17 protein-coding genes are annotated in these 16,049 nt (G+C 50.3%); 13 read left to right on the forward strand and 4 right to left on the reverse strand.

Annotated elements, in window-relative coordinates; translation table 11 throughout:
• Window positions 1–109: 109 nt before the first annotated feature.
• The 7 genes from ruvX (at window position 110) to C7T94_RS02555 (ending at window position 5,041) form a co-directional block, all read left to right on the forward strand.
• Window positions 110–523, forward strand: a complete 414-nt coding sequence (ruvX, locus tag C7T94_RS02525; protein ID WP_107213325.1) for a Holliday junction resolvase RuvX — start codon at window positions 110–112, stop codon at window positions 521–523.
• 12 nt (window positions 524–535) lie between these two features.
• The gene (locus C7T94_RS02530) at window positions 536–1,171 is read left to right on the forward strand and encodes an O-methyltransferase (protein ID WP_107213328.1); all 636 of its coding nucleotides are present in this window, start codon (window positions 536–538) and stop codon (window positions 1,169–1,171) included.
• Between the two features lie 65 nt (window positions 1,172–1,236).
• On the forward strand, window positions 1,237–1,932 hold the full coding sequence (locus tag C7T94_RS02535) for a glucosaminidase domain and LysM peptidoglycan-binding domain-containing protein (protein WP_107213330.1): 696 nt from the start codon (window positions 1,237–1,239) through the stop codon (window positions 1,930–1,932).
• Between the two features lie 16 nt (window positions 1,933–1,948).
• Window positions 1,949–2,851 carry a glucosaminidase domain-containing protein gene (locus C7T94_RS02540; RefSeq protein ID WP_107214634.1) on the forward strand — a complete coding sequence of 301 codons (903 nt, stop codon included), beginning with the start codon at window positions 1,949–1,951 and terminating at the stop codon, window positions 2,849–2,851.
• A 67-nt stretch (window positions 2,852–2,918) separates the two neighbouring features.
• Window positions 2,919–3,653, forward strand: coding sequence for a hypothetical protein (locus C7T94_RS02545; protein ID WP_239494906.1), 735 nt, complete (start codon window positions 2,919–2,921; stop codon window positions 3,651–3,653).
• An 80-nt stretch (window positions 3,654–3,733) separates the two neighbouring features.
• Entirely contained in the window at window positions 3,734–3,988 is a 255-nt protein-coding gene (locus tag C7T94_RS02550; RefSeq protein ID WP_239494907.1) for a hypothetical protein, read from the forward strand.
• A gap of 54 nt (window positions 3,989–4,042) precedes the next feature.
• Complete coding sequence (locus C7T94_RS02555; RefSeq protein ID WP_107213336.1) at window positions 4,043–5,041, forward strand: DUF3078 domain-containing protein; 999 nt, start codon at window positions 4,043–4,045, stop codon at window positions 5,039–5,041.
• On the opposite strand, the gene C7T94_RS02560 is transcribed toward C7T94_RS02555, so the two are convergent.
• The gene (locus C7T94_RS02560; protein ID WP_107213337.1) at window positions 5,025–6,137 is read right to left on the reverse strand and encodes a histidine kinase dimerization/phospho-acceptor domain-containing protein; all 1,113 of its coding nucleotides are present in this window, start codon (window positions 6,135–6,137) and stop codon (window positions 5,025–5,027) included. The genes C7T94_RS02555 and C7T94_RS02560 overlap by 17 nt on opposite strands.
• 192 nt (window positions 6,138–6,329) lie before the next feature.
• On the opposite strand from C7T94_RS02560, the gene ffh reads away from it, so the two are divergent.
• The 5 genes from ffh to def are packed head-to-tail and all read left to right on the forward strand — an operon-like array spanning window position 6,330 to window position 11,642.
• Window positions 6,330–7,667 carry a signal recognition particle protein gene (gene ffh / locus C7T94_RS02565; protein WP_107213339.1) on the forward strand — a complete coding sequence of 446 codons (1,338 nt, stop codon included), beginning with the start codon at window positions 6,330–6,332 and terminating at the stop codon, window positions 7,665–7,667.
• A gap of 50 nt (window positions 7,668–7,717) precedes the next feature.
• The gene (locus C7T94_RS02570; protein WP_107213341.1) at window positions 7,718–9,259 is read left to right on the forward strand and encodes a YifB family Mg chelatase-like AAA ATPase; all 1,542 of its coding nucleotides are present in this window, start codon (window positions 7,718–7,720) and stop codon (window positions 9,257–9,259) included.
• 49 nt (window positions 9,260–9,308) lie between these two features.
• Entirely contained in the window at window positions 9,309–9,776 is a 468-nt protein-coding gene (locus tag C7T94_RS02575) for a hypothetical protein (RefSeq protein WP_107213344.1), read from the forward strand.
• A gap of 42 nt (window positions 9,777–9,818) precedes the next feature.
• A complete protein-coding gene (locus C7T94_RS02580; RefSeq protein WP_107213346.1) occupies window positions 9,819–11,051 on the forward strand; it encodes a M16 family metallopeptidase in 1,233 nt (410 codons plus the stop codon).
• Window positions 11,052–11,084: 33 nt separating this feature from the next.
• Window positions 11,085–11,642, forward strand: a complete 558-nt coding sequence (def, locus tag C7T94_RS02585; RefSeq protein ID WP_107213348.1) for a peptide deformylase — start codon at window positions 11,085–11,087, stop codon at window positions 11,640–11,642.
• A gap of 4 nt (window positions 11,643–11,646) precedes the next feature.
• On the opposite strand, the gene C7T94_RS02590 is transcribed toward def, so the two are convergent.
• From C7T94_RS02590 to C7T94_RS02600, 3 genes are all read right to left on the reverse strand, one after another.
• Window positions 11,647–12,285, reverse strand: a complete 639-nt coding sequence (locus C7T94_RS02590) for a peptidase associated/transthyretin-like domain-containing protein (RefSeq protein WP_107213350.1) — start codon at window positions 12,283–12,285, stop codon at window positions 11,647–11,649.
• A gap of 49 nt (window positions 12,286–12,334) precedes the next feature.
• Complete coding sequence (locus C7T94_RS02595) at window positions 12,335–12,580, reverse strand: NifU family protein (protein ID WP_107213352.1); 246 nt, start codon at window positions 12,578–12,580, stop codon at window positions 12,335–12,337.
• A gap of 90 nt (window positions 12,581–12,670) precedes the next feature.
• A complete protein-coding gene (locus C7T94_RS02600) occupies window positions 12,671–13,753 on the reverse strand; it encodes an Mrp/NBP35 family ATP-binding protein (protein ID WP_107213354.1) in 1,083 nt (360 codons plus the stop codon).
• Window positions 13,754–13,882: 129 nt separating this feature from the next.
• On the opposite strand from C7T94_RS02600, the gene C7T94_RS02605 reads away from it, so the two are divergent.
• Window positions 13,883–16,042 carry a transglycosylase domain-containing protein gene (locus C7T94_RS02605; RefSeq protein WP_107213357.1) on the forward strand — a complete coding sequence of 720 codons (2,160 nt, stop codon included), beginning with the start codon at window positions 13,883–13,885 and terminating at the stop codon, window positions 16,040–16,042.
• Window positions 16,043–16,049: the final 7 nt, after the last annotated feature.

The raw sequence follows: 16,049 nt of genomic DNA on the forward strand, positions 1-16,049 counted from the left end.
TGGTTAATCTTTATAACCGCTACGCAGCGACACTTGTTTTTGCAATAAACACCTGACAGTCAGCCTTATTAGAAAACCCCTATCTTTGCAGCTGAAAAAACAAAAAGGGATGCCCAGAATCATGGCTTTCGATTATGGTACTAAACGCGTCGGCATTGCCGTCACAGATCCGCTGCAGATTATTGCAACGGCTCTCGATACCGTGCATCCAAAAGACATTATTGACTACCTGCGCCGCTACGTGGAAAGGGAACCCGTAGAGGCCTTCGTGCTGGGCGATCCGATCCAGATGGACGGCAGCCCTTCTGAGTCTGCTCAGCATGTAAAGGGTTTTTCAACCTTGCTTAAAAAAGCTTTTCCTGGCATCCCGCAGCACCGGGTCGACGAGCGTTTTACCTCGAAAATGGCCCATGAAACCATGCTGCAGGGCGGTCTCAAAAAAAGTGACCGCCGCAATAAAGAAACGGTCGATGCGATTGCGGCCACCATCATCCTGCAATATTTTATGCAAACCCTACGTTAATACCCACAACAAATGAACCTCATTAGCGAAGAGTTACAGGAATTGCTGCTTAAATATTGCGACCCAGAGCCGGAATTGCTGCAGCACATAGACCGGGAAACCCACCTCAAGGTTCTTCTGCCGAGGATGTTGTCTGGGCACTACCAGGGACGCACGCTGAGCATGCTGAGCAAACTGCTGCAGCCGAAGCGAATTCTGGAGATCGGCACGTACACTGGTTACGCCACCCTTTGCCTGGCCGAAGGCCTGACAGAAGACGGGATCATTTACACAGTCGACATCAATGCGGAACTCGAAGACATGGTGCGGGACAATTTTGCCAAATCGCCGTTAAACGATAAGATCCGTTACCTGCTCGGCGACGCCGTAACAGTGATAGGCACGATTCAGGAAACCTTCGATATCGTTTTTATTGATGCCGATAAAAAAAATAACGCAACTTATTATAACCTGGTATTTGACAGCGTACGCCCGGGCGGCCTGATCATTACCGACAACGTGCTCTGGAGCGGAAAGGTCCTGAAACAGGATAATGACAAAGACACCAGACAAATTATTGATTTTAATGACATGGTTGCCGCAGACGACCGGGTAGAAAAACTGATTCTCCCCGTACGCGACGGCCTGTTCATTGCCAAAAAACGTTAGGGCAGCGGCCTCGGGGCCTGCCAATTGTAAACCGTACCGCGCAGGCGGTACATAACCGATAACGGATGAAAAAAAAACTATTCTCCTTATGCCTGTCGCTCATCATCGCCTTTGGCGTAAAAGCCCAGAGCGTACAGGACTACATTGACACCCATACTGAAATTGCACAGGCGCTGGCGCATGAGAGCAATATCCCGGCAAGCATTATTCTGGGGGTGGCCATACACGAATCGGCAGCCGGCAAAAGTAAAATTGCGCGGTACCTGAACAACCATTTCGGGGTAAAAGGACCGAACGACAACACGATGATCAATTCATCATACCGCGATTATGACGATGATGCGGCTTCTTATGCACACTTTGTCGAGATCATGCTGACACGGTCTGCTTTCAGCCGGCTGGTTGACCGCTACGGAAAGTACGACTACCGCTCCTGGGCATACGGCATACAACGCGGGGGCTACGCGGCCAGCCGCACCTGGGCCAGCCAAGTCATCAATATTATTAAAAAATACGAGCTGTTCCGGTACGACGACAGGCCGGCCGATTATAAGGAGCCCGTTTACAAGAAAAAATACCGCACTAAAAAAAGAAGCTACGCGTCTGGCAAGGCCGTAAAGAGTGCGGGCTGGTACACGGTTAAACGCGGCGACAACCTCAATGCCCTGGCAAAGAAACGCGGTACAACAGCCCGCGCGCTGATGCAGAAAAACGGATTGAAAAAATCTGTCCTGCAGCCTGGTCAAAAAATACGTTTGTAACCTGTAAATGATGCTGATGCATACCCGCCGGATCCTTTTGTTGTTTGTTTTACTGGTTGCGGTCCTGAGTTCCTGTAAAACCCGGCAATACAGCCGCAACAACCGCAAAATTGAAAAGGAAGCCAACCGCAGCAACCCCAATTATCAGTCTTACACCACCCTTAGCTACATCGAGACCTTCAGGGCCGTTGCCATTGAAGAAATGAACAGCTCGGGCATTCCGGCATCAATTACGCTTGCGCAGGGTATCATTGAATCGGGAAGCGGCAACAGCGATCTTGCCAAATACGCCAACAATCATTTTGGCATCAAGTGTACGGTGGATTGGAAAGGAAAAACGTACTACCGCGATGACGATCAGAAAAACGACTGTTTCAGGGTGTATAAAGACGCGCGCGAATCGTTCAGGGACCATTCGGAATTTCTGAAACGCAAGCGTTACAGTTTTCTTTTTCAGTTGGATAGAAACGACTACCGCAATTGGGCAAAAGGCCTGAAGCAGGCAGGTTATGCCACAAATCCGCGCTATCCCGACCTCCTGATCAACCTGATCGAGAAATATAGCCTGTCTCAGTACGACAGCCCGGAATCAGAAAAAGACAAAATCAGGCGTGAAGACAAGGTGTTCGCCGAAATCAACAAAAACATTCCGCAGGAGAAAAAGAAATTCACGCCTGTAGCCGACCCGCCCGAGGCGGGTCCTGTAGTAAAGGCGCCAGACACTTTACGCATACCCGCCCCTGCAGGGACGGCACAGCCAGAAACCGGGCTGCCGCGAGCAGACAAATATACCGTTCAGAGCGGCGACACGCTGTACAGCATATCGCGCAGATTCAACATCGCAATCGAAGATCTGAAGCGGCTTAACAACCTGCCTGATAACAACATCCGTCTTGGACAGGAGCTGAAAGTTAAATAGTGTTAAGCGACGGGGCTATTGCCGGCTATTCTGTATGTTTGCAGGAATGAAGTCTGTAATTGCCTGTATGATACTGCTGGGAGGATTGTTGACGCGTGCACAGGCGCAGGAAACAGTGAGGGGTCTGGTGCTCGATAAAAACAGCCGCCAGCGGCTGGCTAAGGTCTATATTTACAATGTCAGATTAGATACCGGCATCTTTAATAACGTAAAGGGCGAGTTTTCGGCCCGGGTCAGGCCCGGCGATACACTGGTGGCTGCGCTGCGCGGATATGCGGTTGATACACTGGTTTTTCGAAGCCAGAGCTCTTTATATTTCCAGCTTCAGCCTCTTGGAATTACGTTGAAAGAAGTAGTTATCCGCGATACCGTCAGAACAGCCAAACAGCGGTACGAAGACAATTTGCGCGAATACCAGCAGGGTCTGCAGCGCGGCAGCCGTGGCAATATTTTAAATGTCGGACAGCGGGGGGCCGGCCTTGGGATCGACGCACTTTACAACCTGCTCAGCCGCCAGGGCCGGAATTCAAAACGCCTTCAGGAAATCCTGGAACGCGATTACCACGACGCCATCGTCGACTATCGCTTTAATGCCGGTTACGTGGGGCGCCTGCTGGGCATCAGCGGCTTTGAACTGAGCGACTTTATGCAGCAATATCGCCCGTCTTATACCTTTGTGCTCCAGGCAACTGATTATACCTTTGTCGAATACGTCAAAAATTCGTATGCCCGCTACCGGAAGAATCCAGCGGCTTACCGCTTGCCTCCGCTGCCCAAAGTAGAGGGGATGCCAAAAAATTGAAGCCGCCGGTTCTCATTTGCCCCTGGTTACCGGCAGCCGGCATGGCACTTTTTCCGCTCATTCTGGTTAAGAGCCCACAAATGGCCGTAGACAGGACCTTGCTTAATCATGAGAAGATCCACCTGCGGCAACAATTGGAAATGCTGGTTATTCCTTTTTACCTCGTTTACCTGGCGCTATACCTGGCAAACAGGTTACGTGGTCAGGCGCACCATACCGCTTACCGCAACATCGCCTTTGAACGGGAGGCCTTTGCGTATGATAACCATGTCAACTACCTGGATAACAGGCCCTTTTTTGCATGGTCCCGGTTTTTGCAAATTCCGAAAAAGTGAATTAAATGCCATTCTGGCTTTTATTCCGAAACATTTTTCGTTTTCTTTGTAGGAATGAAGCGTCTACTTCCGTTTGTAATCGTTGTTCTCAGCGTTCTTCGCGTCAGTGCCCAGGAGGCAGATACCGTCCCGATCAATACACAGGACCTCAATCTCAAGCTGAAAAAGAACCCGTTGCCTTCCCGTACCGGCAGCATCAATTTTACACCGGTTAATATTAAACCGGTGGTTGTGAACGCAAAGGTAAACTATTGGAAAACACGTACCAATATCGGGATCAACCTGAACCAGGCTTCATTTACCGGCAACTGGAAAGGCGGCGGTGTGAACTCGATAGCCCTGGGCGGCCTGATCAATTACCGCGCTGAATACAATAAGGAAAGTTACAGTTACGTAAGCGAGGTACTGCTTCAGTATGGCAAGATCAAAAACCGCGGTCAGCTCGAAAAGAAAACAAATGACCGTATTTTCTGGGATAACAAAGCGGCGTTGCAGTTATCAAAAAACTGGTACTTTTTCGGCTCCCTGACCTTCGAATCGCAATTCGATGACGGTTTTTCTTACAAGAAGAACGCTGCCGGCGAGGAAGTAACCGACCGCCGCATCTCTACCTTTATGGCCCCCGGCTACCTGACAGAATCGATCGGTTTCGAATACAAGCCAAGCAAGTATTTTTCTACCCGGATCGGTACAGGCACGGCAAGACAGACCTTCGTTCTTGACACCTCCATCTATGCGCCTAACGGGTTGTATTATGGTATTGAGAAGCCCAAAAAGGTTCGAAACGAACTCGCTTTCCAGGTGGTCAGCAATTTTGAAAAAGAGGTTATCAAAAATACTGTCCTGAAATGGCGGTACCAGATGTTTATTCCCTACGAGGATTTGACCCTATCTAAAATTGACCACCGGCTCGACATCGGTGTAACAGCAAAGATTAACCGGTTCATGAATACGGGCCTTACCGGCATTCTTCTGTTCGATAAAGACCAGGATGTAAAGGTGCAGGCCAGCCAGGCACTTGCCTTGGGTTTTACCTTTACGTTTCCGAGGTAGGTCCTTTCCCTGAAGAGTGGTCTACAATATCCCGTATTTTGCGATCCAGCTCATTGATAGAACGGCTCATGAGTTCAAGGTATTCTTTGTTCGCTGAACCTTCCTCCATTTTCATAAGTTCCAGCAGGCCAATGATAGAAGCCACCGGCTTGCGTATCTGGTGCGATTGCATTTCGGCAATGGTGTGCAGGAGCTGCTTCTGAACAGACAACTGCTCATCTCGTTTTACGCGTTCGCGTATATCAATTGCGGTATAAGAAACACCCACCACACGCCCTTTATAGTTTTTGACCGGGGCATAGGTTATTTCCCGCCAGGTGTCGGGCTTGTCTGCTTTAAAAAACGTGCCCGGGTGCTGCTGTACCAATGCGCCATTAATGGCGCCAATAAAGCCTTCTATAAACTCAGGGAGGCAGTCGGAATCTATTAATTGCGTAAACAAGTGGCCTCTGCGCAGCTTTTGCCCGTAGCGGTTGGACACGAAATCCTCAAAAAGCACATTGTGGTCGAGGATCCGCTGATCGTGGTCCAGCAGCACATGAAAGCGCCTGTCTGTTTCATAGATCGCATACAGTGCCATGCGTGCATGGCTGATTGCGTCATTATCGTCCCGAAGGGTTTTCACATCGGCATGCAGGTCAAGCAGACGCGAAATCTGCTCAGACACGGCAAACAGCGCACGTTCTTCGCGGGATGTTAAAGACCGGCTACGGGTATCCATCACAAACAGGTAACCGCTGTAGGCTGCGGTGGCAAAACGCACCGGGATACCGGCAAAGAAACGAACTGCAGCCGGGCCGCAAACCAGGCGATGGTCTTTAAATTGCGGATTCCTGGCCGTGAAATTGGCAAATGTAAGCCGGCTGTCTCCTTCCATTCCGTGCAGGAAACTGTCGACAGGCACGATCTGATCCTGGCTTATTCCTGTTGAACAGACCACCTGCGGATTGCCTTCACCGGCAAGGCAAAACCAGGCAATGGGTGCCTGGCATGCTGTGGCGGCCAGTTCGACAAGGTCCTGGAGATGCCCGTCGCTCGTCAACTGTACTTCAGCGTATCTTTTCGCGTTACGTGCGCGCGCCTCCCGGATATTCATGCAAACAAATTTATAATCTAAATGCTAACTTGCCAGTGCCGGCAAAAAATTGGGTGGCTCCGCGCTTCTTTATCGGGCTCATGCCGGTAATTTCGTCCCGGCATTGATTTTCTCTGGCCCTACAGACCCTGCCTTTCTGCTAAAATTGATACATTTGCATCCTATATCATTGATTCCATAACATTTAAATAGATGTTTGATAATTTACAAGACAAGCTTGACCGTGCGTTTAAGGTTCTGAAGGGACAGGGCAGCATTACCGAGATCAACGTGGCAGAAACCATGAAAGAGATCCGGAAAGCGCTTTTAGATGCCGACGTTAACTATAAAACCGCTAAAACCTTTACCGACGAGGTGCGACAGAAAGCGTTGGGTATGAACGTACTGACGGCCGTTTCTCCCGGGCAGCTGCTTACCAAGGTCATGAACGATGAGCTGACCGAACTGATGGGCGGCTCGGTTACTGAACTCGAAACAAAGGCAAACCCTACGATCATTCTTATTGCCGGCCTGAATGGTGCCGGTAAGACCACGTTTTCGGGCAAACTGGCCAATTTCCTGAAAAGCAAGGGCAAGAAGCCGCTGCTTGTAGCCGGCGACGTTTACCGTCCTGCGGCTATTGACCAGCTCGAAGTACTCGGCGGGCAGATTGGCACACCGGTCTATGCCAACAGGGAATCAAACGATCCGGTAGGCATTGCACTTGAAGGCATCGCTGAAGGCAAAAAGAACGGCAACAATGTCATCATCATTGATACAGCGGGCCGCCTGGCCATCGACGAAAGCCTGATGACCGAAATATCTGAGGTCAAGGCCCGCACGCAACCGCACGAGATCCTCTTCGTGGTCGATGCCATGACCGGCCAGGATGCTGTAAATACTGCCAAAGCGTTCAATGATCGCCTTGATTTTACCGGCGTCGTGCTGACCAAACTGGACGGCGATACACGCGGCGGTGCAGCTCTTTCCATCAAATCTGTCGTCAACAAACCGATCAAATTTATCGGTACCGGTGAGAAAATGGAAGCACTGGATGTTTTTTATCCGGACCGCATGGCCTCCAGGATTCTTGGCATGGGCGACGTTGTCTCGCTCGTTGAACGGGCGCAGCAGCAGTTTGACGAAAAAGAGGCTGCAGAACTGCAGAAAAAAATCCGTAAGAATAAGTTCGACTTCAACGACTTCTACAACCAGATCCAGCAGATCAAAAAAATGGGGAATATGAAAGACCTCATGGGCATGATCCCCGGTGTGGGCAAGATGATGAAGAATGTGGACATTGACGATGATGCTTTCAAGTCCATAGAAGCCATTATCCAGTCTATGACGCCATTCGAGCGGGAGAATCCTGACAGCATTCAGCAGAGCCGCCGCAACCGCATTGCAAAGGGTTCTGGCAGCAAACTGGAAGAAGTAAACAAGCTGCTTAAACAATTTGAAGACATGCGTAAGGTGATGAAACAATTTTCAAACCCTGCAGCAGCTGCCCGCATGATGAAAGGCATGCCAAAAATGCCTTATGGTAAATAATATTTTGGTTTAAAGTTATTTTATTTACATTTGGGTTAAATCAACCCTGAATGTTAGTGAAAGTTTATGGCGGTGCGCTCGCGGGCGTCGATGCATTGACCATTACCATAGAGGTCAGTGTAAGCAGCGGCACGCATTACACCATTGTCGGGCTGCCGGATAATGCCGTCAAGGAAAGCCTTTTCCGCATAGAGAGTGCGATCAAGTTTTGTGGCCTTCACATGCCGCGGCAAAAGATCGTCGTTAACCTTGCGCCGGCAGACATTAGAAAAGAAGGCTCAGCTTACGACCTGCCCATCGCCATCAGTATTCTGGCCGCCTCCGGACAGATCGATGCCGAAGAACTGGGCGGATATTTTATCATGGGCGAATTATCGCTCGATGGTGGGGTGCAGCCACTTAAAGGGGCGCTGTCAATCGCTCTTCAGGCGCGCAACGAGCGTTTCAAAGGCTTTATTCTTCCGCATGCTAACGCACGGGAGGCTGCGATCGTAAAAGAGCTGCAGGTATATGGGGTCCGGACACTTACCGATGTGGTCGACATCTTCAGCGCCAGCCCTGAGCGGCCCATGCCGCTTCATGTTGACCCCGAAGAAATATTCATGCTCGATGCCGGGAATGCAGAGTTCGATTTTTCTGAAGTAAAGGGGCAGCAAAATATCAAGCGGGCACTTGAGATCGCCGCGGCAGGCGGCCATAATGTGATGCTGATCGGCCCGCCTGGCGCCGGAAAAACGATGCTGGCGCGGCGGCTGCCGGGAATCCTTCCGCCGCTCAGTCTGGAAGAGGCGCTTGAAACAACCAAGATCCATTCCGTAGCCGGCAAACTGCCGGTCTCTGGCTCGCTGCTTACCACCAGGCCTTTTCGCTCGCCACACCATACCATATCTGATGTCGCGCTTGTTGGCGGCGGCATGCATCCGCAGCCGGGTGAAATCTCGCTCGCGCATAACGGAGTGCTGTTCCTTGACGAGCTGCCAGAGTTTAAACGTGCAGTGCTCGAAGTGATGCGCCAGCCGCTCGAAGAGCGAAAGGTAGCCATTTCCCGCGCCCGGTTTTCGGTCGAATACCCCGCCGGCTTCATGCTGATCGCGTCAATGAATCCCTGTCCCTGCGGATTTTACAATCACCCGGACAAAAACTGTGTGTGCGGACCCGGGGTTGTGCAACGTTACCTGAGCAAGATATCGGGTCCGCTGCTTGACCGCATTGACCTCCATGTCGAGGTTACACCGGTTAATTTTGACGCCCTGGCTTCTAAAGAGCAAACCGAAAGGAGCGAGGAGATCAGAGAACGCGTTATTGGAGCAAGACGCATACAGGGCCAGCGCTTTCGCACCAGTACCAAAACGTACGCCAATGCACAGATGTCGCCCAGAATGGTGCGTAAGGTATGTGGTATTGATGCAGCCGGCGAAAAGTTGTTAAAAACGGCCATGGAAAAACTGGGCTTGTCTGCCCGGGCTTACGACCGGATACTTAAAGTAGCCCGCACCATAGCCGACCTGGACAGCAGCGAACACATTGGCATGCCGCACCTGGCAGAGGCCATTCATTACCGCAGCCTGGACCGGGAAGGCTGGGCAGGCTAGCAGTACTCAGCACATTGCGGGAAAAGCCGCTTGTTTGTATCTTTGATACATGAAAACACAAGGCCCCGCAGCCCGGGGGAAACTGAAAATACTGCAAGTCATTCACACTTCGTTCTGTGCGGCCGTGCTCCTGTTTGCCATTGTGGCCCTATCCGCACAGCGACAAACCTATTTCAGCATCAATATGGCCGAAGGCGGGCAATTCTTTCTCGTGTTCCCGGTACTGGTGCTGGTGACCCTGTTTGCCGGCATGCGCCTTTTTACCTTTATGCTGAAAGATGTGGAATTGCTTCCGTCAGCAGAACGGCTTACGCGCTATATGGGCGCTTTCCTTGTCCAAATGGCATTGTTCGAAGCCGCTGGTCTGGCCAATACCGTGCTGTTCCTTAAGACCGGAAATTACCTGTTCCTGGCCTTTGCGGGTGTTGCTTTACTTGCCATGCTGAGTGTCCGGCCAACCCGCACGCGGATTGCCAACCTGCTTAAATTGCAGCCGACTGACACCGACCTGCTTTAGCAGGAAGGTTTGGCCAGCCGAAGTCGTATCTTTGCGCCAGCAATGGAGTACTTTGTTCATACCTTACCAAACGGCATCAGGATATTAGCCGTACCAGCCGCATCTTCAATTAGTCATGCCTGCGTGATCGTCAACGCCGGTTCGCGCGATGAGCCTCAGGGTAAAGACGGCCTTGCCCACTTCATTGAACACCTGCTGTTTAAACGCACAGCCAAGCGAAATACTTCGCAGATCCTGAACCGGCTGGAAAGCGTTGGCGCTGACCTCAATGCGTATACCACCAAAGAATACACCTGTGTACATGCTTCATTCCTGCAGCCCTATCTGGACCGCAGCCTGGAACTTTTCCAGGATATCCTCTTCCAATCCGTGTTTCCTGAAGACGAAATGGAAAAGGAAAAAAATGTGATTCTCGATGAGATCGCTTCTTACCGCGACCAGCCTGAAGAAGCGATTAATGACGATTTTGAAGACCTGCTTTTTGCTGGCCACTCCCTGGGGCGCAACATCCTCGGCACGACAGATACCGTGCCGCAGTTAAACAGGCAGGATATACACAGCTTTATTACAGAGAATTACCGCACCGACCAGATCGTTGTAGCCATACTCGGCAACTACAAGGCTGCGAAGGTGTTCAAGCTCGGAGAAAAGTACTTTGGCGAGGTGCGCGAGAAGACCACCGGCCGCGACCGCAACCCACCGCAGCAACAGCCAGCGGTGCAGCTGACCGAGGAAAAACCCATTTTTCAAAGCCATGTTTTGCTGGGAAAGGCCAGCTACTCCATTCATCACCCCCACAAAACAGGGCTTTTGTTGCTGAACAACCTGTTGGGCGGCAATGGCATGAGTTCCATTCTTAACCTGCAGATCCGGGAACGTCACGGCATTGCCTATACGATAGAATCCGGCTATGTTCCCTTAAGCGACACCGGCTTATTCAGCATCTATTTCGGTACTGATAAGGAGAAAGTTCCCAGAACGCTGCAGCTGGTTTATCGGGAATTCAAAAAACTTCGGGACAACGGCCTCAACGAGCTGCAGTTGCAGCGTGCAAAACATAAGCTGATCGGGCAGATTGCCCTTGGCGAAGAAAACCGGATCGGTCTGATCATTTCAATGGCAAAAAGCCTTTGCGACCATGGTTATGTAGACAGCCTCGATGTTGTATTCGCTAAAATCGAGGCCGTAAGCCGCAGCCAGATACACGATATTATTATGGAAACGCTTGATGAACGGGAACTCAGCAGCCTGACCTTTTCTCCTGCCCCGGAATAATTTGTATTTTTGCCACGTTTAATATCCGTTTACATGAAATTACCCATTGTCGCCTATGGCGATCCCGTGCTGAAGAAGAAATGTGCAGAAATTGATCAGAACTATCCCGGCCTGAACCAGTTGATCGAAAACATGTGGGAGACCATGTACCATGCCTGGGGCGTTGGCCTGGCCGCACCCCAGATTGGCCTGCCCATTCGCCTGTTTGTTGTCGATACCGGCGATAAGGAAGAAAAGACAGAAGGATTTAAACAGGTTTTCATCAATCCGGTCATTATTGAAGAAACCGGAGAACCCTGGGCCTTTACCGAAGGCTGCCTGAGCATTCCCGATATCAGGGAAAGCGTAACACGCAAACCCAATGTGCGCATCAGGTATTTCGATGCGGGGTGGAACTTGCGCGAGGAAGAATTTACCGGCATGCCAGCGCGCGTGATCCAGCACGAATACGACCATATTGAAGGGAAGCTTTTTACCGATACACTCGGCACCCTGCGTAAAACAATGTTAAAGGGAAGGCTGGATGCGATCTCAAAGGGAAATATCAAGGTCGATTACAAGATGAAATTCCCAAACCAGAAAAAACGTTAAATCTTTAATTTTCTTTGCGGCTGCGGTCGCCTTCAAATATCTGCTGCATCAGTTTACCCCAGGCAAACGGGTTCAGGAGCGGATTGGTCTGCACCATATTCTGATTGGCCATCCGGTCAAAATTGTAGCGGAAATTTGTTCCTGAAATCTCACCCGCATCTGCCGGCAGGGTGCGGATCAGGCTGCGGATCGACTCGCGTGAAAGATTTTTCTTTGCAAGGGCCAGGTCATCATCGGCAATTTTCATGGCGAGAAAATCCCGCGTAAATTCCTCGACTGTAGCCCATGGAAAAACTTTGACCGTAGGCAGGTTAATCGACTCCGCCTTCATCTTCACCATCAGCGTGTATTTGCTTTCAGTGTTCTCCCGTGGCACGACGGTGCGAAACTTGCCATAGCCGATCGCGGTGAACAGCAGGGTATCTCCCGGATTAACGATGAAAGAAAAATAGCCCCGGTAGTCGGCCGAAAAGCGCATGCTTTTCTGGCTGATGTTGGTAATGGTTACATAAGGAATAACGGTATTGCTGTCCACATCAGTGATGATACCTGAAAACTGAATCAGCTTATCTGGTTGCACTTTCTGCTGCGCGCGTAAGGGAGCGAAAGCAAGAAGTAATATGACAGCGTAGAGAAACCTCATGATGCAATAATACAGCTATTTAACGTTCAAAACTGTTAAATTGTGTTAACTATTCCTGCGTTGCCATGTTGACGGCAACTACCGAGGTGATTTCCGGGACAGACTTTTTAATGGCTTGCTCAATGCCCGCTTTCATGGTCATGAAGCTCATTGGACAAGACCCGCAGTTGCCCAGCAATTTTAGTTTCACGACATGATCTGCCGTGATCTCTTCTACAGAAACGTCCCCCCCGTCGGCTTTAAGATAAGGCCGTATCGTTTCCAGCGCCTGTTCTACCTGTTCTGTTAAATTCATTTTATCTAGGATAAGTAGTAAAAATAATAATTTTTTTCCATTTCCGGCACACGAACCCGCGCTAAGGGCCTTTGAACACTGAAAATGACCCTAAACTGCCGGTGTGACCAAGGTCGCATTGGCAATGGCTACCTGCTGCGCGATTCTGCCCGCAATGGCACCAAAGGCCTGCGCCACGAAAGAGGTTCGGTCAAGCACCGCCGGCAGACCCGAGTCGCCCGCTTCGCTGACCTGCTGCACAATAGGCAACTCGCCCAGGAACGGAACATTGAACTGTTGCGCCAGTAGTTTGCCGCCATCTTTCCCGAACAGGTGATATTTGTTATCGGGCAGTTCGGGCGGCGTAAAATAGGCCATGTTCTCAACCACTCCCAACACCGGGATGTTGATGCCCGGCATCAGGAACATGGCAAGCCCTTTCCGGGTATCTGCAAGTGCCACCTGCTGTGGTGTGGTTACAATGACCGCTCCGGTAATCGGGTACGACTGCGTAATGGTAATGTGAATATCGCCTGTTCCCGGGGGCAGGTCCACAATCAGGTAGTCAAGTTCACCCCAGTCGGCATCGTTGAAAAGCTGTTTCACTGCGTTGCTGGCCATCGGTCCGCGCCAGGGCACAGGCTGGTCAGGATCGGCAAAGAAACCAAGGGAAAGCAGCTTGACGCCAAATTTTTCGATCGGAATAATCCGCGTCTTGCCGTCGGGCGTTTCCCTGGCAGAGGGTTTCGCATCACGCAGGCCAAACATGGTTGGAACCGAGGGGCCGTAAATATCGGCATCAATCAGCCCTACTTTCGCTCCCTCTGCAGCCAGGCTCACGGCCAGGTTACTGGCCACCGTAGATTTACCTACGCCACCCTTGCCGGATGAAACCAAAATGATATTTTTTATGTTATCCAGTGAATTTGAGTTGACAGGTGTGGTTACCCGCGATGTAACATGAATGGCGATCTCTGCTTCTTTATCAACGAAATGTTTAATGGCATTGACGCAGGCGTTTTTCAGCATCTCTTTCAGCGGACAAGCCGGCGTAGTCAGCTCGAGCGTAAAACGCACAAACCGGTTCTCGATCTCTACGTCCTTGATCATGTTCAGGGTAACCAGGTCTTTCTTCAGGTCTGGGTCCTCAACATTCTTAAGGGCGCTCAGGACTTGTTCAACAGTTATACTCATGTTTTTAAATTGGATACAAAATTAATCAAACCCTGTTGCAATTGATTGAAATAGCCGTTTTTAAGTGTAATTTTAACACCAAATAAACATTTGATTCTTACGTTTAAGAGTTCATACCCCCATTACCCTATGCGCATACCTAAGATCAACGTTCCGAAAAAGTACCTTAAGATCGCTGGTTGGACCTTTGGCGTCCTTGCCATTATCCTTTTCGCGACCGGTGCTGTAGCCTATTCGAAACGCGAAGCGCTGCTTACCAAAATGGTCAACAGAGCGGTATCAAAGGCACAGCGCGACTACGGCCTTAAAGTCAGGATCAATGAGTATGGTTTCAGGGGACTCAGTACAGTTCACCTGTCGGGCGTGTCTGTGGTTCCGGAAAACCGGGACACCCTTTCTTCCATCAGCGAACTGACAGTGAGCGTCAAGTTGTTTCCCTTGCTGTTTGGCAACGTAAAACTGTCGCAGGTTAACCTCGATAAAGGGAGCTTCAGTGTGGTGCTGAAAGATTCGGTCACCAACCTCGATTTTTTCCTGAAACGCAAAAAAGACAGCACCGAAAAAAAGGGCAAAATGGACTTATCTTCCCTGGCCAGCAATTTACTGAACCAGGTGCTGTATAAAATTCCGGACGACATGGATCTGCGCAACTTCCGGTTCAGCCTGAATGACAACGATACGGCAAGCCTGGACTTTCTGGTGAGCAGGGCGACTATAGACGATGGCGACCTTGAATCTACCATACTTGTTAACGGGAATGCGGCTACCTGGCATGCAAACGGGGCGCTGCACCCTGGCCGGAAAAAGTTAAACATTATGGTTTTTGCAGAGGGCAGGAAAGTAGAACTACCCTACCTGAACAACAAATTAAATGCGCGCATCAGCTTTGATACCGTCCAGACTGAACTGAAAGATGCAGGCTATTCGGGGGGGGAATTTAAAATCTCGGGCTCCTGGGCAGTTAAAAACCTGCTCATTAACCAGCAGCGAATTGCCAGCAACGACATCATCGTTCCGAACGCCCGGCTGGATGCCGAAGTGTTCGTGGGCGAAAATTACCTGGGCCTGGACAGTGCATCTACAATTTACGTAGATAAAGCCAGCCTTCACCCTTTTTTACAATATACGCTTACGCCAAACAAGGTCTACGAAATGAAAGTGCGTGCCGAAGAACAGGATGCTCAGGCAATTTTCAATGCCTTGCCTGTCGGTATGTTTGAGTCGCTCGGGGGACTGAAAGTAAGCGGAAAACTCCGTTATGACATGGAGTTCCTGCTCGATACAGCTGAACCTGACAGCGTAAAGTTCAACTCCACGTTAACGCCCACCAACTTTAAGATCCTGAAATGGGGAAAGGTCAACCTGCAGAAAATCAATTCTGATTTTGTTTATACGCCCTATGAGTATGGCAAAAAGATGCGCGACATCGTGATCGGACCCTCCAACCCGAATTTCACCCCGTTAAATGAGATTTCGCCGAACTTCAAGAATGGTGTACTCACAGCAGAGGACCCATCCTTCTTTTCGCATAAGGGTTTTGTACAGGAATCGATCCGCAAATCAATCGTGGTGAATTTTAAGGAAAAGAAATTTGTTCGCGGCGGTAGCACCATATCCATGCAGCTGGTAAAGAACGTGTACCTGAGCCGGCAGAAAACCCTGGCCCGTAAAGTCGAAGAGATCCTGATCGTCTGGCTGATCGAAAACAACCGGTTGGTCAGCAAATCGCGTATGCTTGAGGTATATTTTAACATTATGGAGCTTGGGCAGAACGTTTACGGCATCGGCGAGGCTTCCCGGCACTATTTTGGCAAACGGCCCGCAGACCTGACGGTAGGGGAAGGACTTTTCCTGACCAATATCGTTCCGCGGCCTAAAATTGCGCTTTACAAGTTTCGTGGCGATGGGGGGCTTAAGGACTACCTGCTGCCTTATTTCAGGTTTATCGGGAATATCATGGCCAGAAGGGGCCTTACGCCTGTAGATACGAACGGTTACGGATTCTATAATGTACGCCTGCGCGAAGGTCTGCGCCAATATCTTGCACCCGACACCGCCACTGTTGACACGACTGCTTTCGATGAGGATGGAATCACCATGCCTGTTATGATGCAGGATGAAAACAAATCGCTTTTTGACCGCCTTTTTGGCAAACCGGCATCGCAGGATACAGCGCGTAAGAATCCGGTTGTGCAAGACACGGTACCAAAATCAAAACGGGAACTGAGGCTGGAGCGCCGCGAGCAGCGCCGGCGTGAACGTGAGCAGGAAAACCCCGTAACACAATAAAAGCAAG

Origin of the sequence: Pedobacter yulinensis (assembly GCF_003029735.1) — a bacterium.
GTDB lineage: Bacteria > Bacteroidota > Bacteroidia > Sphingobacteriales > Sphingobacteriaceae > Pedobacter > Pedobacter yulinensis.